Source organism: Paenibacillus sp. FSL H3-0321, assembly GCF_038002865.1.
Taxonomy (GTDB): Bacteria; Bacillota; Bacilli; order Paenibacillales; family Paenibacillaceae; genus Paenibacillus_AQ.
In genome coordinates this window covers 6,643,497-6,666,737 of record NZ_JBBODH010000001.1, presented here as the reverse complement: position 1 = coordinate 6,666,737, position 23,241 = coordinate 6,643,497, and the positions used below count along the sequence as shown (strand labels likewise).

20 protein-coding genes are annotated in these 23,241 nt (G+C 48.0%); 9 read left to right on the top strand and 11 right to left on the bottom strand.

Annotated features, from left to right (window positions below; translation table 11 throughout):
- Positions 1 to 46: 46 nt before the first annotated feature.
- A complete protein-coding gene (locus tag MHI45_RS29325) occupies positions 47 to 937 on the top strand; it encodes a carbohydrate ABC transporter permease (protein ID WP_038588766.1) in 891 nt (296 codons plus the stop codon).
- On the top strand, positions 937 to 1,773 hold the full coding sequence (locus MHI45_RS29320; RefSeq protein ID WP_038588763.1) for a carbohydrate ABC transporter permease: 837 nt from the start codon (positions 937 to 939) through the stop codon (positions 1,771 to 1,773). The genes MHI45_RS29325 and MHI45_RS29320 overlap by 1 nt, the downstream gene beginning before the upstream one ends.
- Before the next feature lie 88 nt (positions 1,774 to 1,861).
- Here the strand turns inward: MHI45_RS29320 and MHI45_RS29315 are convergent, their stop codons facing one another.
- From MHI45_RS29315 to MHI45_RS29300, 4 genes are all read right to left on the bottom strand, one after another.
- Entirely contained in the window at positions 1,862 to 2,890 is a 1,029-nt protein-coding gene (locus tag MHI45_RS29315) for a CapA family protein (RefSeq protein ID WP_340899517.1), read from the bottom strand.
- Between the two features lie 76 nt (positions 2,891 to 2,966).
- Positions 2,967 to 3,626 carry a class I SAM-dependent methyltransferase gene (locus MHI45_RS29310; RefSeq protein WP_340899519.1) on the bottom strand — a complete coding sequence of 220 codons (660 nt, stop codon included), beginning with the start codon at positions 3,624 to 3,626 and terminating at the stop codon, positions 2,967 to 2,969.
- A 172-nt stretch (positions 3,627 to 3,798) separates the two neighbouring features.
- The gene (locus MHI45_RS29305) at positions 3,799 to 4,821 is read right to left on the bottom strand and encodes an SDR family oxidoreductase (RefSeq protein WP_340899520.1); all 1,023 of its coding nucleotides are present in this window, start codon (positions 4,819 to 4,821) and stop codon (positions 3,799 to 3,801) included.
- A gap of 18 nt (positions 4,822 to 4,839) precedes the next feature.
- Positions 4,840 to 5,778, bottom strand: a complete 939-nt coding sequence (locus MHI45_RS29300) for an aldo/keto reductase family protein (RefSeq protein ID WP_340899521.1) — start codon at positions 5,776 to 5,778, stop codon at positions 4,840 to 4,842.
- Positions 5,779 to 5,967: 189 nt separating this feature from the next.
- Between MHI45_RS29300 and MHI45_RS29295 the strand changes: the two genes are divergently transcribed.
- The 4 genes from MHI45_RS29295 (at position 5,968) to MHI45_RS29280 (ending at position 9,249) form a co-directional block, all read left to right on the top strand.
- The gene (locus tag MHI45_RS29295) at positions 5,968 to 6,555 is read left to right on the top strand and encodes a sugar O-acetyltransferase (RefSeq protein WP_340899523.1); all 588 of its coding nucleotides are present in this window, start codon (positions 5,968 to 5,970) and stop codon (positions 6,553 to 6,555) included.
- A gap of 161 nt (positions 6,556 to 6,716) precedes the next feature.
- A complete protein-coding gene (locus MHI45_RS29290; protein WP_076114282.1) occupies positions 6,717 to 7,748 on the top strand; it encodes an ROK family protein in 1,032 nt (343 codons plus the stop codon).
- A 56-nt stretch (positions 7,749 to 7,804) separates the two neighbouring features.
- The gene (locus tag MHI45_RS29285) at positions 7,805 to 8,428 is read left to right on the top strand and encodes a sugar O-acetyltransferase (protein WP_340899525.1); all 624 of its coding nucleotides are present in this window, start codon (positions 7,805 to 7,807) and stop codon (positions 8,426 to 8,428) included.
- Between the two features lie 278 nt (positions 8,429 to 8,706).
- On the top strand, positions 8,707 to 9,249 hold the full coding sequence (locus tag MHI45_RS29280; RefSeq protein ID WP_076113308.1) for an NADPH-dependent FMN reductase: 543 nt from the start codon (positions 8,707 to 8,709) through the stop codon (positions 9,247 to 9,249).
- Positions 9,250 to 9,340: 91 nt separating this feature from the next.
- Here MHI45_RS29280 and MHI45_RS29275 read toward each other — a convergent pair whose 3' ends face one another.
- A complete protein-coding gene (locus MHI45_RS29275; protein ID WP_340899526.1) occupies positions 9,341 to 10,840 on the bottom strand; it encodes an MFS transporter in 1,500 nt (499 codons plus the stop codon).
- A 385-nt stretch (positions 10,841 to 11,225) separates the two neighbouring features.
- Between MHI45_RS29275 and MHI45_RS29270 the strand changes: the two genes are divergently transcribed.
- A complete protein-coding gene (locus tag MHI45_RS29270) occupies positions 11,226 to 12,050 on the top strand; it encodes a MerR family transcriptional regulator (protein WP_340899528.1) in 825 nt (274 codons plus the stop codon).
- Between the two features lie 58 nt (positions 12,051 to 12,108).
- On the opposite strand, the gene MHI45_RS29265 is transcribed toward MHI45_RS29270, so the two are convergent.
- The 4 genes from MHI45_RS29265 to MHI45_RS29250 all read right to left on the bottom strand — a co-directional run bounded on the left by MHI45_RS29265 (position 12,109) and on the right by MHI45_RS29250 (position 15,932).
- Positions 12,109 to 12,873: a hypothetical protein gene (locus MHI45_RS29265; RefSeq protein ID WP_340899530.1), complete on the bottom strand. Its 765-nt coding sequence runs from the start codon at positions 12,871 to 12,873 to the stop codon at positions 12,109 to 12,111.
- 89 nt (positions 12,874 to 12,962) lie between these two features.
- Positions 12,963 to 13,193, bottom strand: coding sequence for a hypothetical protein (locus MHI45_RS29260; protein WP_340899531.1), 231 nt, complete (start codon positions 13,191 to 13,193; stop codon positions 12,963 to 12,965).
- A 5-nt stretch (positions 13,194 to 13,198) separates the two neighbouring features.
- Complete coding sequence (locus tag MHI45_RS29255; protein ID WP_340899532.1) at positions 13,199 to 14,422, bottom strand: Ger(x)C family spore germination protein; 1,224 nt, start codon at positions 14,420 to 14,422, stop codon at positions 13,199 to 13,201.
- Complete coding sequence (locus MHI45_RS29250; protein ID WP_340899533.1) at positions 14,403 to 15,932, bottom strand: spore germination protein; 1,530 nt, start codon at positions 15,930 to 15,932, stop codon at positions 14,403 to 14,405. Before MHI45_RS29250 ends, MHI45_RS29255 begins: the two co-directional genes overlap by 20 nt.
- A 175-nt stretch (positions 15,933 to 16,107) precedes the next feature.
- On the opposite strand from MHI45_RS29250, the gene MHI45_RS29245 reads away from it, so the two are divergent.
- A complete protein-coding gene (locus tag MHI45_RS29245; RefSeq protein ID WP_340899534.1) occupies positions 16,108 to 17,199 on the top strand; it encodes a GerAB/ArcD/ProY family transporter in 1,092 nt (363 codons plus the stop codon).
- Between the two features lie 2 nt (positions 17,200 to 17,201).
- Here the strand turns inward: MHI45_RS29245 and MHI45_RS29240 are convergent, their stop codons facing one another.
- A complete protein-coding gene (locus MHI45_RS29240; RefSeq protein WP_340899536.1) occupies positions 17,202 to 20,084 on the bottom strand; it encodes a glycosyl hydrolase 115 family protein in 2,883 nt (960 codons plus the stop codon).
- Positions 20,085 to 20,309: 225 nt separating this feature from the next.
- Here MHI45_RS29240 and MHI45_RS29235 point away from each other — a divergent pair, with 225 nt between their 5' ends.
- Positions 20,310 to 22,049, top strand: a complete 1,740-nt coding sequence (locus tag MHI45_RS29235; protein ID WP_340899537.1) for an SGNH/GDSL hydrolase family protein — start codon at positions 20,310 to 20,312, stop codon at positions 22,047 to 22,049.
- 149 nt (positions 22,050 to 22,198) lie between these two features.
- Here MHI45_RS29235 and MHI45_RS29230 read toward each other — a convergent pair whose 3' ends face one another.
- Positions 22,199 to 23,083 carry a LysR family transcriptional regulator gene (locus tag MHI45_RS29230; protein WP_340899538.1) on the bottom strand — a complete coding sequence of 295 codons (885 nt, stop codon included), beginning with the start codon at positions 23,081 to 23,083 and terminating at the stop codon, positions 22,199 to 22,201.
- Positions 23,084 to 23,241: the final 158 nt, after the last annotated feature.

The following is a 23,241-nucleotide window of genomic DNA, read 5'->3' as shown; positions in this document are numbered from 1 at the left end:
CCAGGCACATTACTCCCACCCTATAAATACAAGAAGAGGTGCTTCCATGTTAAAAACACTCGGCAGAAAATGGCGTGAGAAAATAGAATTCGGAATTTTCACGCTTCCTGTTCTGATCTGTATCGCTGTAGCATTCTACATTCCTTTTGCCATGACCATCCGTTATTCGATGACCAAATGGAACGGGATATCCAAACACCCCAAATTTGTCGGACTGGATAACTTCAAGCAGATCTTCACCGGAGATACCAACTTCTCCGATTCGGCGTGGTTCACCATCAAATATGCGGTGCTCTACATCATACTTGTTAACGTGCTGGCCATCCTGCTGGCCGTGCTTCTGGACATGAAGCTGAAGACGACTTCCTGGCTGAGAGCGGCTTTCTTTATCCCTTATATCCTCAGTCTTGTTATCGTCGGCTTCATCTGGAAATTCATCTTCATGCAAGGCTTCAACTCCCTCGGAGAAAGTACAGGCTGGGGCATATTCGGCCTAAGCTGGCTAGGGACGCCGGGACTGGCCTTTATCTCGATCTTAGGAGTCTCCATATGGCAATCGGTCGGCTTCTATCTCGTCATCTATATTGCCGGTCTGCAATCTGTACCTGAAGACCTGAAGGAAGCAGCCACCGTGGACGGTGCCGGACCGCTGAGAAGATTCTTCAGCATCACCCTGCCGCTGCTTGCTCCATCCATCACCATTTCGGTATTTATGGCCCTGACCAACTCGATCAAGGTGTTCGACGTTATCCTGTCGCTGACCGGCGGCGGCCCTGGCGGAACTACCTACAGTATCGCTTATGATATTTACCGGGATACCTTCCAGAACAATCTGTACGGATATGGTACGGCAAAAGCGCTCATCCTCTTCCTGGCTGTGCTTGTCGTGACGATCATCCAGCTTACGTTCTTCAAGAGAAGAGAGGTTGAGGCATAATGAAAACAAACAACAGCAAAGCGGGCAAGATCATTCTGGAAGTTGTTCTGGTCCTCCTATCTCTTTTGTTCTTGTATCCGCTGTTCCTGACCGTAATCAACTCTCTGAAAAGCTTCAGTGAGGTCATGACTGACGTTATTGCCCTGCCGAAGAAGTTGACCTTCAGCAACTACTCCTATGTGTGGGAGTTCATCAATTATCCAAGATTGTTCCTGAACAATTTCATTATTACCGGCGTCGGCCTGCTGGGAATCGTGTTCATTTCGTCCATTGCGGCTTATAAGCTTGCACGGACAAAATCCAGATGGAGCGGAGTGATCTACTTCCTCTGCATCATGCCGATGCTCATTCCGTTCCAGTCGATCATGCTGACCGTACTGCAGACTGCCAAGAACCTGAACCTGTCCGAAAGCACTTGGGGACTGGGTCTGCTGTATTGGGGCTTCGGAGCTCCGCTGGCTGTATTTATCTATCACGGCTTCGTCAAAGGCATTCCGCTGGAAATCGATGAAAGCGCCACGATCGACGGGGCTTCCGGCTTCCGCCTGTTCTTCAGTGTAATCTTCCCGCTGCTGAAATCGGTAACGACGACCATCGTCATCATCGACGTCATGTGGATCTGGAATGACTTCCTGCTTCCGCTGCTTATGGTCAACGGCTCGCCGGATACGAAGACACTTACACTTGCAGCTTATACATTCGTGGGCCAATACACTTCGGACTGGCAATATGCGATGACGGCCATGGTAATGGCTGTACTGCCGTCCATCGTCGTATTCATCTTCCTGCAGAAGTATATTGTTAAAGGCGTTGTCGCCGGGGCAGTGAAGGGCTGATTTCAATACAGTGTTAAACTTCATATGACAAAAAAAGAGCATGTGATTAGCCATTAGGCTCGATCACATGCTCTTTATATTATTGAGGTCAAAGATCCTCTGTAACTGTACCGTCTGCCGCTATGACAGCATTGAACGACAGCTTGTTCATTCGCTTGATGGTCTCCTGATTATAGGCATTGCCCATAAAATTCGGCTGTCCGCCGATAATCTTAACCGGCGTAATTTTGCCGGTTACGCCGCTATCGCTGATTGTAAAGTTGACCAGCATCGAATGCAGGGTCTTCTCTCCGCCGCGCGTAGAACGGTTGAACACAAAATTGCCCAGCGAATAGTAGATCGGCTTATGCTTGTAATATTCGATCCCCATCAGGTTGTGGCTGTGCGCGCCAAGGATAATATCCGCACCGCAGTCGATCATTTGCTTCGCCAGCGTCCGGGCGTAGTCCTCGGGATAGTCCTTGAACTCCTGGTTCCAATGGATATACACAATGGTATAATCGTTGTCCTTAGCCGACTTCTTAATCGCACCCATCAGCGGCTCCGCAGTGTAGGCTGAAGCAGCTCCGGGATTGTTTTTCCCGGCATACCAGGAGGTGCCGGATAACACGCGGCTTGTGCCCAGCACAGCTATCCGTTTGCCTTTGACAGTCTTAATATACGGTTTGAAGGCTTCCTCAATATTGTTGCCTGCACCTGTATGGCCGATCTTGTGCCGGTCCAGATGCACCAACGTATCCAGCATGGCGTTCTGCCCGTAATCCAGGATATGGTTGTTGGCCACGGTCACGCCGTCAATTCCCGCATAGGTGAGTCCACCCAGTGTTTCCGGCTTGGAGCGGAAGGCAAAGTTCTTCTCGGCCGCCTTCCCTCTAACCGATACCGGCGTCTCCAGATTCGCAAACGCAAGATCCGCTTTCTGCAGGACCGGTGCCACTTTGGTGAATGGAAAATGAACCCCGTATTTTGCAATCTGCTCACCTACAAAACCGTCCAGCAGAATATCTCCGGCAAAAGCAAGTGTGATGTTCTCCTGCCCCCCTGCTCCTTTGCTAAATACAGCAGACGAGGGAACAAGCAGGCACAAAATAACTGTAATGATTGCCAATCTTTTCAATACTCTAGCCCCTTTTTATAAGATATTGTTCTACTATACTGAAAGCAGATTCTTAAAAGAAGGGTATAAAGTCCTGCTAGTTTTGCGCTTTTTTGAGCACAGCTCTGAAACAATTCAGTCCGCCCCACAAATCCGTTCGCACAGCATCCTCAGGAAGATTGAAATCCGTCTCCCCCCAATACTGGAATCCGGACTGCAGCAGCACGTCGTTCATCAGCGGCAGATTGACTGTAGGATAATCAAAGGTCAGTACCAGCAGGCCCTCTCCGTTCAGCGTTCTGTGGAACTCCTGCACCGCACGCACAGAATCCTCCAGCGACAGATGCTCCAGTACCGAGATGCAAAAAATCGTATCAAAGCTCTCATCGGCATACGGCAGCTTGGTGAGATCGGCCTGGGCCAGATGAAGACTTGTTGTCCGTCTCGCCCCCGCCTGCCGCGCCGCTTCGGCTCCGATATCTTCGGCAATGTTCTGGAGGATCGCTTCCTTTGACAGGATGCGGGCATCAAGATCACAGGCATAAACCTCGTCGCTGAATCCGGCGAGATAGAACTTCAGCGGATGGGAAATGCCGCAAGCGGCATCCAGCACCACATCATGGGGTGAAATAAAGTTTGTACACCACTCGTATTCATAAGGGCGGCTCCACCAGGATTCCGGCAGATCGTAAATCAGCTTCTCACGGCGTGCATCGGAATTTACAAAAAAACGGGAGACATACGGATGTGTCGGCATGGCCAGGACTCCTTTTAAGGGAATTTCGGTAGTGAGAGTATATTCAAGATTCCCCGTTTCATGCCACGCCTCACATCAGCACGTATAAGCAACAAAATTCCCCACAAAAAGACGGTGATCCTTATTAGGAATCACCGTCTTTTGAGCTTATGTGCACCCTATGAGCTTAAACTTAAACGTAATAAGAAAGCAGCTTGGGATCAATGCCATGTTTGCTGATCAGGTTGTCCAGCATCTTCGACCATTCCTGGTCCATCAAGCACAGCTTAGGATGACGCTCAAACCACGCCACCGACAGCTTCACTCCTTCTGCGAATGGAACCGTAGCCTCGTAATCCGGCACAAGCCGTTTGATTTTACTGTTGTCGAACACACTGCTTACCGCCTGGTCCCCGATCAGGCCATCCGCTGTGCCCGCCGGTGTATGGGCTGCGATGAAATCCGTGGAGATATGCACAACCTTCGGCTCTCTGCCTGCAGCCTCCCCAATGGCAGCATAAATCTGATTCCAGCTCAGCACTTCATCAGAAGTGATATGGACAGCCTCTCCAATGGCTTCAGCATGTCCCAGCAGGCCGACAAACCCTTTGGCAAAATCGGTATTGTGGGTCAGCGTCCAGAGTGAGGTTCCGTCCCCATGAATCACGAGGGGCTGGCCTTTGCGGATACGCTCTACCAGTGACCAGGGATGCTGCCAGCTCGTCAAAGCTGCAGGAATTGCTGTAACGCCATAAGTATGCGACGGACGGACAATCGTAACCGGGAAGCCGTTGCTGTGATGGGCTTCCAGCAGCAGTTCCTCACAGGCGATTTTATCGCGTGAATACTGCCAGTATGGATTGACAAGCGGCGTCTCTTCCGTGATCCGGTAATGCCGCTGCGGCTTCTGGTAAGCCGATGCCGAGCTGATAAAGACATATTGCTTCGTCTTGCCGGTAAACAGTTCGATGTCGAGCTGTACCTGCTCAGGAGTGAACGCGATCCAGTCTACCACAACATCAAATTCATACCCCTTCAGCACTTCACGGGCTTCCGCCCCCTTGCGGATATCTCCCTGGATCACCTTCGCACCTTCCGGCACGAATTCGCCCCGCTCTCCGCGATTAAACAGATACAGCTCTATCCCGCGCTGAACGGCCAGTCTGGAGACGGCCTCGCTGATTAATCCTGTCCCTCCGATAAATAATACCTTCATCTCTGTCTGCTCCTCTCTTTAGCCCAGAATTTCTTCAATCTTGGTCACAATATCCCCGGAGAGTTCTATGCCTGAGGCCAGAACATTCTCCTCAACCTGCTCCGGACGGCTTGCACCGACCAGCGCGCTTGCCACATTTGGCTGTCGCAGAATCCAGGCCAGCGCCAAATTGCCGACAGAAATGTCCAGTTCAGCCGCAACACCCTCAAGCAGACGCACTTTGGCAATCTTCTCATCCGTTATCCCTTTGCGCATCCAGTCCAGCTTAGCTGCCCGGCTATCCTCAGGAATATCAGAGACGGAGCTGTATTTCCCCGTCAGCAGACCTTGGGCCAGCGGGGAAAAGACAACCTGTCCGATTCCTTTGCGCTGGCCGAGCGGAATGATTTCTTTCTCAATATAACGTTCGAACATATTATAAATAGGCTGGTTAACAACGATATGATCCAGCAGGTAACGGTCGGCGACCGCGAGTGCTTCCGTCATTTGTGCTGCCGTCCATTCACTTACACCCACATAGAGCACCTTGCCCTGACGGACCAGATCATCCAGTGTCCGCAGTGTTTCTTCAATAGGAGTTTCCGGATCATAGCGATGGCAGTACATAATGTCCACATATTCGGCCCCAAGCCGTTTCAGACTGGCATGGCACTGCTCGGTAATATGCTTGCGGGACAATCCGCGGTCATTGGGCCCCTCCCCCATAACGCCGAAAACCTTGGTCGCCAGAACATAGGACTCGCGGGGAAATCCGCGTAAAGTTTCGCCCAGCACTTTCTCCGCCGCTCCTTTTTCATATACATTGGCCGTATCAAAAAAATTAACACCCAATCCGTAAGCGGTTTCAATGGCTTTAACGGCATTCTCACGTTCCACGTAACCGCCGTAAGTCAGCCAGCTTCCCAAGCTGATTTCACTGACCTTAAGCCCTGTTCCACCCAATCTGCGATACTTCATTTCACACTGCTCCTCTCCATAGATCCGGCTCTAATGGCTCCGGTTGTTTTGTACACAACTTTTATTCTAGATCAGTTCACCTGTAAATTCCATCCTATTTGAATAAAATAGAAATCGTATGGTAAAATTTAAAGGTCTATTTTACCAATATACGGCAATAAAATGATAGGAAGTGGAGACCAGATGGTTATGACAGAAAAAGAAAAATCACATTTAGGTTTATTGTACGATGCAAATTATGACAAGGAATTGATCGAAGAACGTTTATACGCTAAGGGAATGTGTTATGAATACAACCGGCTGCATCCGGCAAATACCGAAGGTAGAGAAGAAATCATCAGAAAACTTCTGGGAAGCACAGCAGAGCGGTTCCTGATCGAACAACCTTTTGTCTGCGACTATGGCTATAATATTGAGATCGGAGAAAATTTCTATATCAACCACAACAGTGTAATGCTCGATGGGGCGAAGATTACCTTCGGCGACAATGTATTCGTAGCGCCCAACTGCGGATTTTATACTGCAGGGCACGCACTTGACGTGGAACAGCGCAATCAAGGGCTGGAAGTTGCCTTTCCGATTGCAGTTGGAAACAACGTCTGGATTGGCGGCGGCGTAAGCGTCCTGCCGGGCGTGGCCATCGGTGACAACACGGTCATCGGCGCCGGAAGTGTCGTAACCAAGGACATTCCCTCCGGTGTGCTGGCAGCCGGCAATCCCTGCCGGGTCATCCGTGAAATTACGGAAGCAGACCGGGATAAATACCGGCGGGAATAGCCGTTAGAGTCCATTGGATATTGTGATCTTAAAAAAGCAGCCCTGGTGAGGGCTGCTTTTTTCTTTGGCTTGCTGGACAATAGCAAAAACTCAGGGTATATTATTTACAATACTTTTAATAACCAATATCGAAAGTGTCAAAGGTATGGAGGATGCACCCAATGAATCAGATCGCCAACAATTCCATTCGCGTCAAAAGGATAAATCAGGAACTGATCAAGGAAGCCTTAAAAGCGATGAAGCAAGGCACAAAGGCTGCGGTAGCCAGCGTTACAGGGTTAAGTATAGCGACCTGCGGAAACATCCTCAATGAGCTGGTCGAAACCGGCGAGGTTATTGAAACCGAACTGGAAGCTTCCAGCGGAGGACGCCCGGCAAGGCGTTTCCTGTACAATGCCGATTTCTCCTATATCGCCTGCATCTATGCCAAAACGGAGGACGGCTCGTTATCCTTAACCTTTGCGGTAACGAATTCAACCGGTGAACTTGTGGAAAAGGGTCTGCTGGAACCCGAGCTTATCGACGCGGCAAGCTTTGATCATCTGGTCGCAACGCTCACACAGAAATATAACAATATTAAGGCCGTTGGCATAGGTATTCCGGGTCTTGTACATCAAGGCGTTATTAATATATGTGATATCCATTCGTTAATCAATGTTCCGCTGGAATCACTGCTTAAGGAGAAGTACAACGTCGAGGTCACTGTTGAAAATGATATGAATCTCACCGCCTACGGATTCTACAACAAACAGTCCTATGATGAAGACAAAACCATCGTGGTGCTGACCTTTATCCGCGGCAGCTTTCCGGGCTCGGGGATTATAATTGACGGACATATTCACAAGGGAAATACCCGGTTTGCTGGCGAAGTTTCTTTTTTGCCCTTTGGAATTTCCCGGGAAGAGCAGTTCATCCGCTTGGGTGGGGATGACACCTTTCTCCCTTTGGCAGTGCATGCTGTAGCTTCATTGACCGCGGTTATTAATCCGAAGACCATTGCACTTACGGGAGAGCAATTCAGACAAGAAGATGTGCAGCACATTCTGGAAAGCTGTCTGGAGATCATCCCCGCAGAACATATGCCTCAGCTTATTCTGCTAGATGACCCTGATGATGATTACATGAACGGCCTTATTGCCATCACACTCGAAAGCATGACCTATTCTTTACAGCTTATAGAGAAACGCCGGTAATTCTGGCGGCAATCTTGCAGTAAAGATAATAAAGAACACTTCAGGAGGCCGAAATCATGGCGACAAACAAAGAAAACATGCTAGCGGGCAAGCTCTACCTTGCCGGAGGCGGGGATTTAGCCCGAGACCATAAGAAATCCAGAATGCTCACCCGTTTGTTCAACAACAGTACGGAAGAACAGTTAGGATATAGAGTGGAATTGCTCAAGGAATTATTCTGTTCTACAGGGGAATCCTTGTATATTGAACCCCCTTTCCGCTGCGATTATGGCTGCAACATCTCAATCGGCAATAACTTCTATGCAAATTATGACTGCATCATCATTGACGTGGCACCCGTAACCATCGGCAGCAATGTGTTATTTGGTCCAAGGGTAGGTGTATATACTGCCGGCCACCCCATTGATGCGGAGGTCCGCAATACCATGCTCGAATTTGGCAAACCGATTACCATTGGAAACAACGTGTGGGTCGGCGCAAATACAGTAATAAATCCCGGTGTAAACATCGGCAACAATGTGATCATCGGTTCCGGGGCCGTAGTCACCAAGGATATTCCCGATAATGTTATTGCTGTGGGCAACCCCTGCAAAGTGCTTAGAACCATTACCGATGAAGACAAACAGCATTGGGAAACTCTCAAAGACGAATATTATAGAGATATTGAGATTGATCAATAAGCAGCATTAGAATCCGCCGTTTTGGCGGATTTTTTTAAATATAAGAATTTATATGCTTCACGCTATAAATTATCCTTCTATTTCTCGCTGAAACGGATACCGTCCTTTTGAGGACGGCGAAGCCGTTTCCACTTGTAGTACGCCTAGTAATTTCTGCTCAAATTCAAAAAAATTAATAGTTTCGAAAAACCACTTGCTTTAAAAAAGTAATATGCTATAATAAACGCATAGAAGTTATTAGAAACTATAACTAAGAAATCACTCAGGAGGTAATTCAAATGACAAAGTTAAACATCGGTATTATACTCGGCAGCACTCGCCAAGGACGGGTAAGCCCGCAAGTAGGTGAATGGGTAAAAGGAATCGCAGACGCACGCGGAGATGCCAACTATGAGATCGTGGACATTGCTGATTTCAAATTGCCGCTGCTTGGTGAAAGTGATGATTACGCACCCGCTCAGGCTTGGGGAGCAAAGCTTGCCACACTCGACGGATTCGTATTTATTGCCCAGGAATATAATCACAGCCTTACGGGAGCACTCAAGAATGCACTGGATTCTGCCCGTGATGAATGGAACAATAAAGCTGCAGGTATCGTAAGTTATGGTTCTGCAGGCGGTGTACGCGCCGCTGAACACTTGCGTGGAATTCTCGGTGAACTGCAGGTTGCGGATGTCCGGGTACACCCGCTGTTGTCCTTGTTCACAGACTTCGAGAACGGTACAGTCTTCAAACCGGCTGATCTGCATACCGCAAATGTAAACGCGATGCTTGATCAAGTGCTGGCCTGGAGCGGAGCGCTAAAGACATTGCGTCAATAATAGTAGAACGGTATTTCGGGCCACTTCACACCGTGAAGTGGCTTTTTTGCGTTACTCCCTTTCCCCTCTCCTCATCTCCTGGTGCCCAGCGCTAAAGTTTTAAAAGATCATGAGCCTTGGACCGCCCTCCGGCTAACCGGACGATTAGCGACGCTGCTGCCAAAAATACAGTTACACCCGCAAGAATAATAATAAAAGAGTGGTCAAAGGCAGTACGGCCTGCCTCTTTCAATGCTTCTGCAGCCTGAGGAGGCAAGCCTTCTGCAACCAGCAGTGCTTCATCCAGACTGTCCTTCACAATCGCAGGCACCTTAAGGCCCGAAGGGATTTTCATAGACAGGGAATACACTAGCGCCGACATACTTCCGATGATAGCTATGCCCGATGCTCCCCCCATCTCATATGCAACCTCTTCAATGGACGCAGCCATCCCTGCTTTATGTGAAGGGGCATAGTTCATAATCGAATGAGAGGCTGCTGTCATACCTGCTCCCAATCCGGCACCCAATAAAGCCAGTCCAACAATTTGCCCGGCTATACCTGCATTAAACTGCGTTAAATAGATGCCCATCCCCAGACTGGCAATCAGCAGAGAGAGGCTCTTCAACCGGATAACATCAAAACGATGCATGACAGCCCCCGTTATCGGGCCGGCAATTAGAGCTGCAGCCGGGATGCTTATCGTGAACAACCCTGCTTGGAGCGGTGTCAGACCTTCCACCAATTGAAGACGCTGGGTCACAATATATTGGATCCCCATTTGTGCAAATGCACCAACCAGGGCAGTGATAAAACCAGTGGAGAATCTTGTGATTTTGAATAAAGAAAGATCAATTAGCGGACTGCTGCTTTTGTTCTGGCGGCGGATAAAGATAATCAGTGCCAGGGCACCGGCAACGGCCCCCATTATAGCGAATGTTATGGATCCGTCACGCCGCGCAAATTCTTTAATTGAATAGATAAGTCCCACCATAGCGATCATGATTTGGATCGAACCGATGAGGTCCCATTTCTTATCTTTATTGCCAGCATGTTGCGGAACATAAATTACTGTTAAGGCCAAGGCAATGATCGCAATCGGCAGGTTAATCAGAAACACGGAACCCCACCAGAAATGTTCCAGCAAAAGCCCGCCGACAATCGGACCAAGTCCTGCACCGCCGGAGGAAATGGAGCCCCAAATGCCGATTGCGAGTGCACGTTCACGATCATCCGTAAAGGTAACTCTGATAATGGACAATGTCGCAGGCATCATCATGGACGCTCCAACTGCAAGAAGAACCCGGGCTGCAACCAATACTAGAGGGACGGGGGAAAAGGCTGCGGTAAGTGAAGCAACAGAAAATACGAGCAACCCGAGGGTGAAAATTTTTTTATAACCCAAACGGTCCCCAAGTGTCCCCATCGCCGGAAGCAAACCCGCCATAACGAGAGAGTAACCATTGAGAATCCATAATTTTTCTGACGCAGACGCACCGAGATCATGCGTTAAGCTGGGCAATGCAGTATACAGGATGGTCATATCCATCACAATAAGCAAAAGTGCGCTTGATACGATAGCCAGAATCATCCAAAGTTTGAACTTAGACATGTTGTTCCTCCAATAATACAAAGTATATTTTACATTTCAAACGTTAAACTATAGGGTAACCCTATAGTCAAGCGATGATTTTCAGGATAAAATATTAAGCTATATAGATTGAACTTGAGAATTACATTTAGGGAAAAGTGGCGGAGGGGAATTTTAGAACTGGAGGAGCGATAGCGTCCGCCTGAAAGCTTTCCGTAGGAAAGCTCTCTTCGGAAGCATGGGCAAGGTTTGGATTTCTACCGCGATTCGCGGTTAAATTCAGGAAATCCAAACCTAACAACGGCCGGAAGTCCAAACATTCTCTGGAGTCACGGCCATTCCCAGAATAGAAGAATTATAAGTTCAATTTATATAACACATCTAGAATCGGATGGAGGAACTGCATATGCCGGAAAATCACAGTCAATACCTTACTACCAGCGAATTTGCCAAAACTTGCGGAGTCACCAAACATACCCTGTTTCATTATGATGAAATCGGGCTATTAAAACCGGAATATACCAACTCAAAGGGCTACCGTTATTATTCCATTCCGCAATCTTACACGCTTGATATTATAAATGTGCTGAAAAAGGCGGGAAGTTCACTTCAGGAGATCAAGGGATTCATGCAAAATCAGAACACCCCTTTGCTCCTGGAGCTGCTCAAACAGAAGCTGGATGTCCTGGAAGTCGAGCGGAATAAAATTAAAAGGATGCAAAGCCTGTTGAAAGGCGCTATTGAAATGACGGAGCAAGCTCAGGGGAAGGCAGACGATGGGCCGTCGATAGAGGAATGTGAAGAGGAGTATTTCATTGCCGTGCAATTACAACAGGGCGATGGTGATAAGGAGTTTGCACACAAATTAAGCGAACACCGGGAATATTGCGAGCATCACTTTATTGATTGCGAGTTCCCGATTTGGACCATTTTAGGCAAGGACCGCCTGGAGTCGGGAGATTATTATGCGGATTATATTGCCAATAGGCTCAAGACCCCGATTCCGGGGGAGCGGATGATCATCAAACCCAAAGGACGCTATGTCATCATGAATCATAGAGGATCGTATGAAACAATGCCCGTAACGTACTCAATTATAAATAAATATATAAGCAGCAAAGGAATGGCTATCTCCGGGAGTGCTTACTCAGTGGATCTCCTCAACTATTTGGCAGAAAAAAATCCGGACAACTATGTCATACAAATATCAGTTGAAGTTTCAGACAGCTAACCTGCACGGAACAGAAGGCGGAGCATTCCTGGGAATCCTCCGCTTTGGTTAGATAGGATCATGACCTTGTGATCTGCGTTGTCGGAATAATGCTGTATGCATATCTATTATCATATTGTAATGGAGCAGTTGTTGCCTTCCCCAATGATACGCGAATCGGCATCTCCTGGAGTTGTCTTAACGGCCCCTCTTCTCTTCCTCTTATAGCGGATGCTTCCTTCTCAGCGGATGGTTGTGCCGAAGGCCCATCACAAACTGTTACATGCAATCCGATTTGTCCATCTTCTGTAATTGAAACCGCCTGTGACATCTGTTCAACCGACTTCGGATCTATCGCTTTATTGATCTTTATGTCGTTTTCAAAATATTTCTCGATTTTATCTGCAATCCATTTCGCATATTCAGGATCTTTGTCCATCTTTTCCTGTGTGGCAGGATGTATAAAAACTACATGAAGACCTTTTTGTATTTTTTCAAGATCACGTTGCACCCATGGTTCATAGCCTGTCGCAGTCTGGGTGGTTGGTTTCCAGGTTTTTAAGGCCTCAGCATCTATATGATCTTCAAAAAGCTTTGAATCAGGAAAGTCCAGCCTGTTCCAATACGTAAATTGAGACGAATCCAACACATGATATTTTAAGTCAGGGTAAGTCTCTTGCAGACTCTGCTTCGCACTGATAAATGTATTTGTTTTTTCCACTTTTTGTTCAACGCCATTTAATAGGTTCTTGAAATCAGACACATTTGCTTTGCTATTGTTGAGATTATTATTGGTAATAAGCGGTCTGAAAGAATTCAATAACGCAACTCCCTGCATACCCATCACTCATCCTCCTCATTTTGAATAGGATACCATTTTTTTCAAAACCATGCTGTTAATTTTTGCAGACATCAGGCAACCCATTTACGAACCTAATAAAACCATGATTGAAACAGGCTGTTGACGGGCCTATAGATCACCATGACCAGAAGGAGCGGGCTTGGTACTTTGATTCTGTACAAGAAGCAGACAGTCGCACCAAGGCCCATGATCCAGAGCGTACCCCAGACCAGCAAATCCCGGGTCCTGCTTCCCCGCTTTAGCAAAGGCACATCGACGGCTATACAGACAGCCGCAATAGCCAGAAATAACAGCAACAGCATTTCGCTCACTCCTTGACATCGTCAATAAAAGATCTGTCTGTAATACCGATCCGGTTAATCGACATGGTGGCTTTGTAATGGACAGGCAGCGATTTCAGGTAATTGTCCCCCTTTGTCTGCTGCAGCCTGGCCCAAGCTTTAGGATTGGCACGGTAGATCATCTGTCCAAAGCCCATGACATCCACATTGTAGCGCTCGATAATTTGCTTGACGGTAGTTTCCATCCGCAGAATTATCCGCTCTTCCGATTTCCTTTCCAGTTGTCTAATCACACTCTCCGCCTCCAGGTTATCCTTGCTCTGGACTTCTTGCACATTGCCCTCCGCCTTTACATGAATATAAATATGCGGTTCACCGCCGACCATCTTCATTTTCCGTTTAGTGGTTGTCCGTATCGCTTCAATAACAATAGGCCGGCCGTCGTCCCCTATTACATTACCTGAGGTTTTGACAACGTTATCGGTGATGTAATTGTAGCCGATTGTCTCTTTATCACTTAACCACCCGACCATCCTGTCTTTCTTGAATACAGCTAAGCTACGGTATTGTAAATTGGCTTTAGGTACGCTCTGTTCCAGATTGCTCATCTTGTCGCCTTCGCTGGTATTGCCATCCACCTCCACTCCGGTCAACACCGGGTTAATTCCTTCATACAGCAGATCATCAACGAACTTGTTAAGGGAGACAGCAGTTGTTTTGGCTGATATCTTGTAGGATTTGTCCAGGGAACTAAACAATTTATTCGCCGGTATTTTATCAAGCGGGGTGAGAACCTTCAGCACTTCTTCGGCTGTGGTCCCTTTCGCGACCATGACAAAGTAATCATTCCGCGGCTCCCGGCTGCGCTTCAGTACATCAAGTGTCTCGGCGATCCCGGCCCGGGCTAGCTCCTCTCCGATCACCAGTACACGGATATGCCCTTTGTAGCTGGTTCTCGAACTGATGAGAGTGTATTGCCGGTCCGCTTCATAGATCGTGGGCACTGTGAAGCTGGATACAACCACTGGTACCCCGCCGCCGCCGCCCGCTCCTCCAGCTGTCTGTGAAGAAATCGAAGAAGGAATAACCACCTGCATCGTGACCTTGTAGCCGGATTCTGACTTATCCAGTCCCATTCCCAGCACAAAGGCTATTTCATTTAATTCCTTTCTTTCCCAGCAACCGCTAAGCAGCAGGGGAATGAGAAGGGCAAGCAGCAGCCGAAGGAGTTTACTTTTTATTGGGCTCATAAGCCGGTTCCTTCCCCTTGGAAGTGTCTTGACGGTTTAAATTCTGTACTTTCAAGTTAGCCGGCCTTGTCTTTAAAAGCGGCCAAGGAAGGCGGAAGATCGAATCCTTCAGATCTTTCGATTCGTATGGAGCGATTGGACTCATATAAGGCATGCCGAATGAACGAAGGCTTGCTAAATGCAGCACAATCAAAAACACGCCAAACAATATCCCGTACAATCCTATAAAACCAGCAAGCACGATAAATACAAAACGAATCATTCTTGCGGCAATGGCCATGCCCGACTCCGGTATGACAAAGCTGGAAATGGCCGTAATGGATACAATAATAACCATCGCCGATGAGATAAAACCCGCCGCAACAGCTGCCTGGCCAATGACCAGCGTACCGACGATAGAGATGGCCTGCCCTATATTCTTCGGTATTCTCACGCCCGCTTCCCGGAGAATCTCATACGTCAATTCCATAAGCAGCGCCTCCACGAAAGCCGGAACCGGGACGCTCTCCCGTTGTGCGGCAAGGCTTATGACCAGACTGGTAGGGATCATCTCCTGATGATACGTAGTAACCGCCACGTAAAAGGAGGGGGCAAGCATCGTAATAAAAAAAGAAAGAAAGCGAACAAACCGCAGCAAGGTACCAATATCGGACCGCTGATAATAATCTTCGGCAGATTGGAAAAAGGAGACAAAAAAGCAAGGCACCAACAGGACAAAAGGCGTTCCGTCCACAAGAATCGCCACTTTCCCTTCCAGAATTCCCGCCGCGATGGTATCCGGCCGGTCACTGTTATAGATTGTCGGGAAAGGCGTGGCAGTCTTATCCTGAATAAATTCTTCGATATATCCGCTCTCCAGAATGCTGTCTGTATCTATTTGGTCCAATCGGCGCTTTACCTCCAGCACCAGGTCAGGGCTTGCGATATTAGTGAGATACATAATGGACACGCTGGTCTGCGTCACCTTGCCGATCTGGAAGGTTTCGAGCCACAGGTGACTGTCTTTTATTTTTCTTCGGATCAATGACGTGTTCGTTCTCATATTCTCTGTGAACGCCTCCATCGGTCCCCTCACAACCGATTGCGAGCTGGGTTCACTTACACTCCGGTCATCCCACCCGGGAAGCCCGATCCGCAGGGCACTCGATATTCCGTCCACCAGCACCATCACATTGCCGGACATCAGCTGATACACAAATTGTCTCAGATCATCAGTAACAGATAGATCTCCTGCGATGAGGATACGTTTCTGCAGAAGCTCAAACTTCTGCCCGGCATCAAGATCCCGCAGCAGCTCGGGGGCACAGCCTTCCTGAAGGGAAAAAAGAATAGAGTTATGCAGCACCTGCGTGTCTATAAGACCATCTATATAGATCACTGCAATTTGCGTACATGGATCCAGCTGCAATTCTTTGATTATCAGATCGGTGCTTTTCCCGAGCAATTGGGATAGCTGCTTCTGATTATCCTCTAGCCGGTGTGACAATGGGCTCCTAAGGATATCCTCCATAACGTAACCTCCGTTTTTCGTGAACAAGCTGTCCTTAGTATGATGCGGAATTTGATAATTATCCCGATTCCACCTCTATTTTGTTTAGGGTGCATAATTATGGAAGGATATTGCATGCTAAGGAAAATGATATTGAAACGCTGAAGAGGGCTTGCAGCAGATACGGAGGAATCACATGGGACTTGAAAAGGACCAGATCAGTACCGCTCAAATGATAGTACTCGGGCTTTTTACTCTTATTGGGGACATGGCGCTTACATATCCTTCTGTAATGACAGCAGGAGCTCACGAAGATGCGTGGATCGCCGGCCTCATTAGTATTCCCTTGGGTCTCGCAACCCTAAAGCTGATGATAACTACAGCCAATATTGATCCTAATAAAACAATTATCGAGCTTTCACAACAAATTTTAGGAAAATGGGCAGGTGGAGCGGTAGCTCTGAGTTATTTATTCTTTTTTCTCATTGCTGCCTCTACCTATGTCAGGGAAATTGAAGATTTTATGTGCACACAGGTTTACGAGGCGACCCCCGGGGGAGTTATCCGCTTCATGGCCATTGTTCTGCTGGTGTATGGCTTAAGACTGGGTCTGGAAACGCTGGGGCGGGCGGCCCAGATTTTCCTCCCTTTCTTTACGGTTTTTCTGATTGGTATGCTCGCTCTGCTGATTCCCGATATGCGTATAGAGCAGATCTATCCGATTATGAATACACCGTTTCCTGACATGCTGCACACGGTTTTTTTCGGGGTGTTTTATCCGTTTGGGGAATTATGCGTATTCTTCATGGTGTATCCCTATGCCAAAAAACAAAGCAATACAAGCCGGAATATATTCATCGCCCTGCTCATCGGAGGGGTTGGACTAAACCTTATTTTGTTTCTTTCCCTGACGGTGTTGGGTGCTTATTTCTCCGAGCACAACTTCTATGCAGCCTATATTCTTGCCCAAAGAATCAACATTGGCAATTTTCTCCAGCGGCTGGAGGCTTTAATGGCTACCACATGGATTATTAGCACCTATTTCAAAACAGCGCTTTACTTCTACGCCTTTGTCTTAGGGACCGCCCAGCTGCTGAAGCTGAAATCATACCGTCCCCTAATTTTTCCGGTGGCATTTTTGCTTTACGGGCTGACCCATCTGATTGCAAAAGATATTATTTTCTACGTCAAAGAAGTCCCCGCCTCCTGGGTAGACTGGGACTTCACTTATTCCATCGTTTTCCCGCTGATGCTGCTCATTGTCTATCACATCAAAAAACGCATCTGAACCTACGCCCGTCCCGTACTGTAGCTCTCCTCCGGCCCAAGGCAGGTATAGGGCAGTGTGAAAGCAGACAGCACTAGCTTTTGCACAACCAGGCCGGCAGTGAGTCCGTAAAAACGAAGAGTGTGCACCCCTTGGGTCAGTGCATGACGGGTGACGGGCGTATGAATATTATCCATAACGGCGCGGCACCAAGGTTCATTGTCATGGTTTCCGCCTTCATAATCCGGCGGCAGGGCGTCTGCAATCACCGGAGTTTCGCCATCAAAACCTGCCGCATATTTCAATCCTCTGACCGGTGACAGATTGTTCGTCGGGGCAAGATAAGCGGTCAAGGTGTACTCCCCGTCCTGACGCACCAGAATCCGGTACTCGAGATATGGCGCATGCTCCGGCCCGGCAAAAGATGCTCCGTCCGGGAACATTTTGACTGAGGATAAAGAACGGCCATAGTTCTTGATAATCCTCCATTCAACTCCAGATTTCGAAACACGGCTTAGGGCATGCTCCGCCTCAATCGCCACGATATTATGAGCTTCAATAAAGGTTGCCGGCGGCACCTCCCGGAGGTCAAACCAGTCCAAGGATACCTCGATCCTAACCGTTCCTCCGACACCGGTGAGGGTAATTTCACCCGATTCCTTCCCCTTTGCTTTCTCCCAGTCCACACTTACCTGTATCGTCTTCCCTGTGTCCACCCACTCCTGCGTGCTATCCAGCCTGATCCAGTCCGCATTGCAGTCTGCCCTATACATGAAGCCCGCCGCTCCGCCATTGCTGATCGTAATCTCATACGTCTCTTGGTGCAGATTGCTGAATACCGGGAGATTAGCCGTACCCGTAACATATCCTTGCTCCGTTCCCTCTACATCAACGATCATTTGAGATTTCTGGCCAGGAATTATGGTGTGCACCGCCGGATACTTCCACCCTTCCGCATCCCAGTGGACATACCCGACATGAGCGGAACTCATCATCCCCTGCCATTTCCCTCCTGAAAGCCGGGTATTATAATAACGCTCCAGTTCCTTATCCCGCTCGATTGCTTCCGTTGTCAACTTCGCATAGGTATTGGCCAGAACACTGCCCCGCTCAGCGTACAGCTTGCTCAGTCCGGCATAGATGTGCATTTTGACCACATTGGCCGAAGCTACCGCAGGATAATAGACGAGCTGATAATAGGCATCTGTCTGCGAATCAGGGATCAACGCATTATAGGTATCGGCTGCGTTCTCAATTCCAAGCGCCAGCTGCAAAACTCTCTGTGCCTCGTGACCGTTCACAAGACTAAAGGTTGAAGTGCTGATAATTTCCGGTTTGCGCCGGCCGTTCATTCTAGTGTAATCCGATAACAACTGGCCGATTCCTTCTACACTTCCTGCCTCCAGAGAATGGCTGAATTGCTGCTCCACCCACCGTCTGGTATATTCGCCAGTCCGGTTGATTGCACGGCTCCCCCAAGCTTCAAAGTCATATGCCAAATCCAGAAAATAGGATATCGGCAATTCCATGGGCTTAAGGTCTCCTACATTAACGACCCATACTTCGCGGATGCCGTAATCGAACGCCATGGACATTTGCTCCCAGATCTTCTCCAGCGGAATGGTATTCACCCATTCATAGGAATGCGGACCGCCATGATAGTCAAAATGATAATACATGCCCCAGCCGGCACTGCGGTGCTGCTCGTGTACCGCGGGGATTTTCCGCAGATTGCCGAAGTTGTCGTCAGCCAGCAGAATCGTAACATCCTTCAGTACCTCCCAGTCCTTCAGTCCCTTTACCTCTGCAGTGCCGTACCAGTATTTCTCTACTTCCTTGTATACAGCGAGAATTTGCGGCGCATGGTCCAGATTATATTTCCGTAGTAAGTCTTTCTGGGTCAGGATGATGTCCTTAAGCAGTTCAATATTCTCCCGGTCAGAACCCTCCAGGGCGGAATCGGCCTCCCCCCGCATGCCGAGGGTGATCAGGTTATGAAAGCTCTTATTACGCTTGATTCCGTCTTCCCAGAAATCGGTGATCGCCTGTTTATTCCGGGCAAAATCCCACAGGTTGCTTGTTCCATACTGCTTGTATACCTTCTGCCATTCGCTGCCTGCCCGGAACAGAGGTTCATGATGGGAGGTTCCCATGATGATGCCGTATGCTTCAGCATGCCTGGCATTGGCGATCGGGCTGCTTTTGCCGTTCAGGCTGAATTCAGCGCTCCACATGGCCGGCCATAAATAATTCCCTTTCAGCCTGAGAATCAGCTCAAATACCTTATCGTAGAACTCTTCGTTGAAGTCGCCAAACGCCTGAGTCACCCAAGAGCCCAGGGAGGGCCAGTCGTCATTCAGAAATATCCCTCTGTATTTGACGGAGGGTTCCTTGGATGTGATATTGAGCTGTTCTGCAGAAAAATCCAGCAGCGGCTTCTTGTCCGGGACAACATCCCCCCAGTATACCCACGGGCTGACTCCAATCCTTTCGGAAATTGCATAGATGCCGTATATCGTGCCCCGCTTATCACTCCCGGCGATCACCAGCGCCTGATCTACTCCGGGAACCGGATGTTCCACCCTCTGAATCCGGTAGCATTCCCGCTTGCCCTGAATGGAGGATACGTCCAGAATCCCCTCTGCAATTAACGTATCAATGACATCATTGCTGCCAATCGATCCGGCAATAACAGCCATTCCAGCCAGGTGCTCCTTTTGTGTAAGGATGGAAGGCTCTGTACCCGTCACGAGATGTATATCCGCTGCAAATGACTTGGCTACCCGGCGTAATCCGTCATAATCCTCCCCCTTGGGATCTATGTAAATCTTGCCCGCGATTCCCTCTTTTACAAGCGTAAATTGCTTGACCGGCGAGGAACCAGGCTTTGTACGATTCGTTATCATTGCATTGTCGCTCCTTGTTTTTCTTGATTAATGTAGGTTCAGACAAAACTCTGCTTAGGCATATTATATAATTAAAGCGGTTTCAATCAACATGTACAAACTAAAGGACTTATTGTAATAACTATTGGGATTTATGAATATCGTTGAGCTCTCCCGGATTTCAAGTCTATAATGAAATTGTTCGAAAGCGCCTTCATACACATTGGAAAGTGAGGCTGGTTTAAAGTGGAAGACAATAGCAAGGTCCATTCTGCCGGTAGAAATGAAGGTCCTAAGGCACCCAAGGACCCGGCTCAGAAAAGAAGCGGATTTTTCGTGCTGTTTGAAACAGCTATTGAGGCGACAGCGCGGACTCAGGGCAGGCCTTCACAGGAAATTTATCTCGAAGGCAACTATCTGATAGATAAGGCCAAATATATAGGTGGGGTCACAGATGAGAAAATTCTGGGTCTTTTGGGGAGCTGGACTGGATTTCGCCGTCTGGTTCATAGTATCGGGGTGTCCGTAAAGACAGCCAGGGCAGATGCGGAGGTGTCTTTCCATCTCCAGAACTGGGGCAAAACGAGTAAATATGAGACAGGCACCCGGCTGGTTGTTCCCTGCCCAAGCGACGGAACCGAAATCATGCTCAAGCTAGAGGATTACACATGGTCCGAGGATGATGAGTCTCCCGGAAAATTCGCCTTCGAATTCAGCCGGGAGGGCGAGCTGGCGACGGTTAGTATCATTTTCTATCTGAATGACGGTTATGCCGTGCCTGAACTTAGCACTGAACCTCAAGTTTCGTTCGGCTCGAATGAATACAGGGACATGATCGCAAAATCCTTGATGCATTCAGGCAATAATACAAGATTGAAGACAGCGATAGCAAAAGCAGTGAAAGGCGAGGACGTCACGATCGCCTACATCGGAGGTTCCATCACTCAAGGTGCGGGGGCCAAGCCTATACATACCGGGTGTTATGCCTATCAATCCTATTTAAGATTTAAGGAACTATTCGGCAAGGACGGCGGAGAGAACATTCATTATGTGAAGGCCGGAGTAGGCGGAACGCCATCGGAGCTTGGGGTCATCCGCTATGAAAGAGATATTCTCAGGGACGGTGCCGTTACACCGGACATCGTAGTGGTGGAATTCGCGGTAAACGACGAGGGCGATGAAACAAAGGGCAACTGCTTTGAAAGCCTCTGCCTGAAGATCCTTTCCGCGAGCAACCAGCCGGCGGTTATCCTGCTGTTCAGTGTTTTTGTGAATGACTGGAACCTCCAGGAACGGCTCTCCCCCGTAGGCATGCACTATCATCTCCCTATGGTCAGTGTAAAGAACGCAGTGACAGAACAGTTCCGTCTGAGCAAGGCTGAAGGTAATATCATATCGAAAAGGCAATTTTTCTATGATATCTATCATCCCACTAACGAGGGTCACCGGGTAATGGCGGATTGCCTCACCTTCTTATTCTCCGAGACCTATAAATCGCTTACGACCGGCGGGGATATCATACTGAATAAACCGCCAGTTCTGGGGAATGATTTTGCCTGCACCCGGCTGCTGGACCGCAAGAGCCATATAGGCGCTGCCAGCATTGAAGCAGGCGGTTTTTCGGGAAGCGATACGGAATTGCAGATGGTGGAAATGGACGCGAACCCTTACGGGACCCCAGAATTTCCGCATAACTGGATGCATGAGGCTGCTTCGGGGCAGGACAGCTTCAAGCTGACGATAACAAGCAAAAACCTTATCCTGGTATACAAGGATTCAGGCAGTCCCGAGTTTGGAAAAGCGGACATTCTCGTCGATGGCAAACTGGTGGTCACTGCTGATCCGCATGAGAACAACTGGACACACTGCAACCCGGTTATCCTGTACCAGAATGAGCTTAACTTGGAGCATGTGATAGAAATAAGAATGGCCGCTGGTGATGAGGACAAATGCTTCACGATCCTGGGCTTCGGCTATAACGTATAAGAGCTACATATCTGTACAACCCATCAAGACAAATATCAAAAAGAATCAAACAACCCGAATAAGGCGCTGTTTGATTCTTTTTTATAGTCCTCGTACAAATCAGCCAGCGGGTCATTACCGATCAATAAAAAACGGCCTCAACCATGACATCAATCAAGTCGTTGCTGTTCATTTTCAATGTATGCAATAAACCGCTTGGCAGTTGGAGAAATATGACGATCCTCTCTCCACTTTAAGCCTATTTCCCAATACCATCCCTCATCAGTAATCGGAATCCAAACAAGTTCATCCAACATCAATCCCATAGTCTTAGGCAGGACAGATACACCGAGATTTGACTTAATAAATCCGGCTACTGTGATTAAGTCCTCGGCTTCATACGCCGAATCAAGGACAAAACCAGTATGCTGGAAACGTGACATAATCGTCGCTTTTAATCCGCAGTTGTTTTTCAAACCAATGAATGGTTCGCCCGACAGCTCTGCCAAACTCAAAGCTGGACGATTCGCTAAATGATGCTGGGAGGATACAACAATAAACAACGGTATATTTTGCATAACCACCCATTTATGATTGTCTAAAGTAGATTCCTTCGATGTAATCATAAGATCCGAGTGTCCTTGTTCCAAATGATCATCTATATCTCCAAGATTTCCTTGTGTCAATTCAAAGCGGACTTTGGGATAGTCTAATTGATAGCTTCGGACTAAATGGGGAATTAAGTCAACGCCAAGAATATTGAGATAAGATAAAGTAATAACCCCCGTATCCGGGTTAGACCATTCTTCGATTTCTTTTACGCCGTTTTCAATATTTTGCAATGCTTTGCCGACCCATTTAGAGAACATTGCGCCATTACGGTTCAGCTTCACATTTCGCCCATTGCGCTCAAACAAGGGAGCGCCGATTTCGTTCTCAAGTTTGGCAATCGCATGACTTAGGGCTGGCTGGGTAATGCCGAGTGCCTTTGAAGCCATCGTCATGTGTTCTAACCGTGCAACAGTCATAAAGTACTCTAATTGTGTAAGCTCCATAACATGACCTTCTTTATATTAATATTATTCATAAGTTTTATGAATATAATAAATTGGACGTTATAAAAGAGTCAAGTGTAATATTATATCCAGCTCCTCTTGAACATTACATAAAGGTTTAAGGGACAGAGCGCAGAACACACCGATTCAGTTATTCA

What these genes read in the sequence shown, in the direction of transcription:
- MHI45_RS29325 (WP_038588766.1), top strand. Translation starts at nt 47, where the DNA reads ATGTTAAAAACACTCGGCAGAAAATGGCGTGAGAAAATAGAATTCGGA.
- MHI45_RS29320 (WP_038588763.1), top strand. Translation starts at nt 937, where the DNA reads ATGAAAACAAACAACAGCAAAGCGGGCAAGATCATTCTGGAAGTTGTT.
- MHI45_RS29310 (WP_340899519.1), bottom strand. Translation starts at nt 3,626, where the DNA reads ATGCCGACACATCCGTATGTCTCCCGTTTTTTTGTAAATTCCGATGCA.
- MHI45_RS29305 (WP_340899520.1), bottom strand. Translation starts at nt 4,821, where the DNA reads ATGAAGGTATTATTTATCGGAGGGACAGGATTAATCAGCGAGGCCGTC.
- MHI45_RS29300 (WP_340899521.1), bottom strand. Translation starts at nt 5,778, where the DNA reads ATGAAGTATCGCAGATTGGGTGGAACAGGGCTTAAGGTCAGTGAAATC.
- MHI45_RS29295 (WP_340899523.1), top strand. Translation starts at nt 5,968, where the DNA reads ATGACAGAAAAAGAAAAATCACATTTAGGTTTATTGTACGATGCAAAT.
- MHI45_RS29290 (WP_076114282.1), top strand. Translation starts at nt 6,717, where the DNA reads ATGAATCAGATCGCCAACAATTCCATTCGCGTCAAAAGGATAAATCAG.
- MHI45_RS29285 (WP_340899525.1), top strand. Translation starts at nt 7,805, where the DNA reads ATGGCGACAAACAAAGAAAACATGCTAGCGGGCAAGCTCTACCTTGCC.
- MHI45_RS29280 (WP_076113308.1), top strand. Translation starts at nt 8,707, where the DNA reads ATGACAAAGTTAAACATCGGTATTATACTCGGCAGCACTCGCCAAGGA.
- MHI45_RS29275 (WP_340899526.1), bottom strand. Translation starts at nt 10,840, where the DNA reads ATGTCTAAGTTCAAACTTTGGATGATTCTGGCTATCGTATCAAGCGCA.
- MHI45_RS29270 (WP_340899528.1), top strand. Translation starts at nt 11,226, where the DNA reads ATGCCGGAAAATCACAGTCAATACCTTACTACCAGCGAATTTGCCAAA.
- MHI45_RS29265 (WP_340899530.1), bottom strand. Translation starts at nt 12,873, where the DNA reads ATGGGTATGCAGGGAGTTGCGTTATTGAATTCTTTCAGACCGCTTATT.
- MHI45_RS29260 (WP_340899531.1), bottom strand. Translation starts at nt 13,193, where the DNA reads ATGCTGTTGCTGTTATTTCTGGCTATTGCGGCTGTCTGTATAGCCGTC.
- MHI45_RS29255 (WP_340899532.1), bottom strand. Translation starts at nt 14,422, where the DNA reads ATGAGCCCAATAAAAAGTAAACTCCTTCGGCTGCTGCTTGCCCTTCTC.
- MHI45_RS29250 (WP_340899533.1), bottom strand. Translation starts at nt 15,932, where the DNA reads ATGGAGGATATCCTTAGGAGCCCATTGTCACACCGGCTAGAGGATAAT.
- MHI45_RS29245 (WP_340899534.1), top strand. Translation starts at nt 16,108, where the DNA reads ATGGGACTTGAAAAGGACCAGATCAGTACCGCTCAAATGATAGTACTC.
- MHI45_RS29240 (WP_340899536.1), bottom strand. Translation starts at nt 20,084, where the DNA reads ATGATAACGAATCGTACAAAGCCTGGTTCCTCGCCGGTCAAGCAATTT.
- MHI45_RS29230 (WP_340899538.1), bottom strand. Translation starts at nt 23,083, where the DNA reads ATGGAGCTTACACAATTAGAGTACTTTATGACTGTTGCACGGTTAGAA.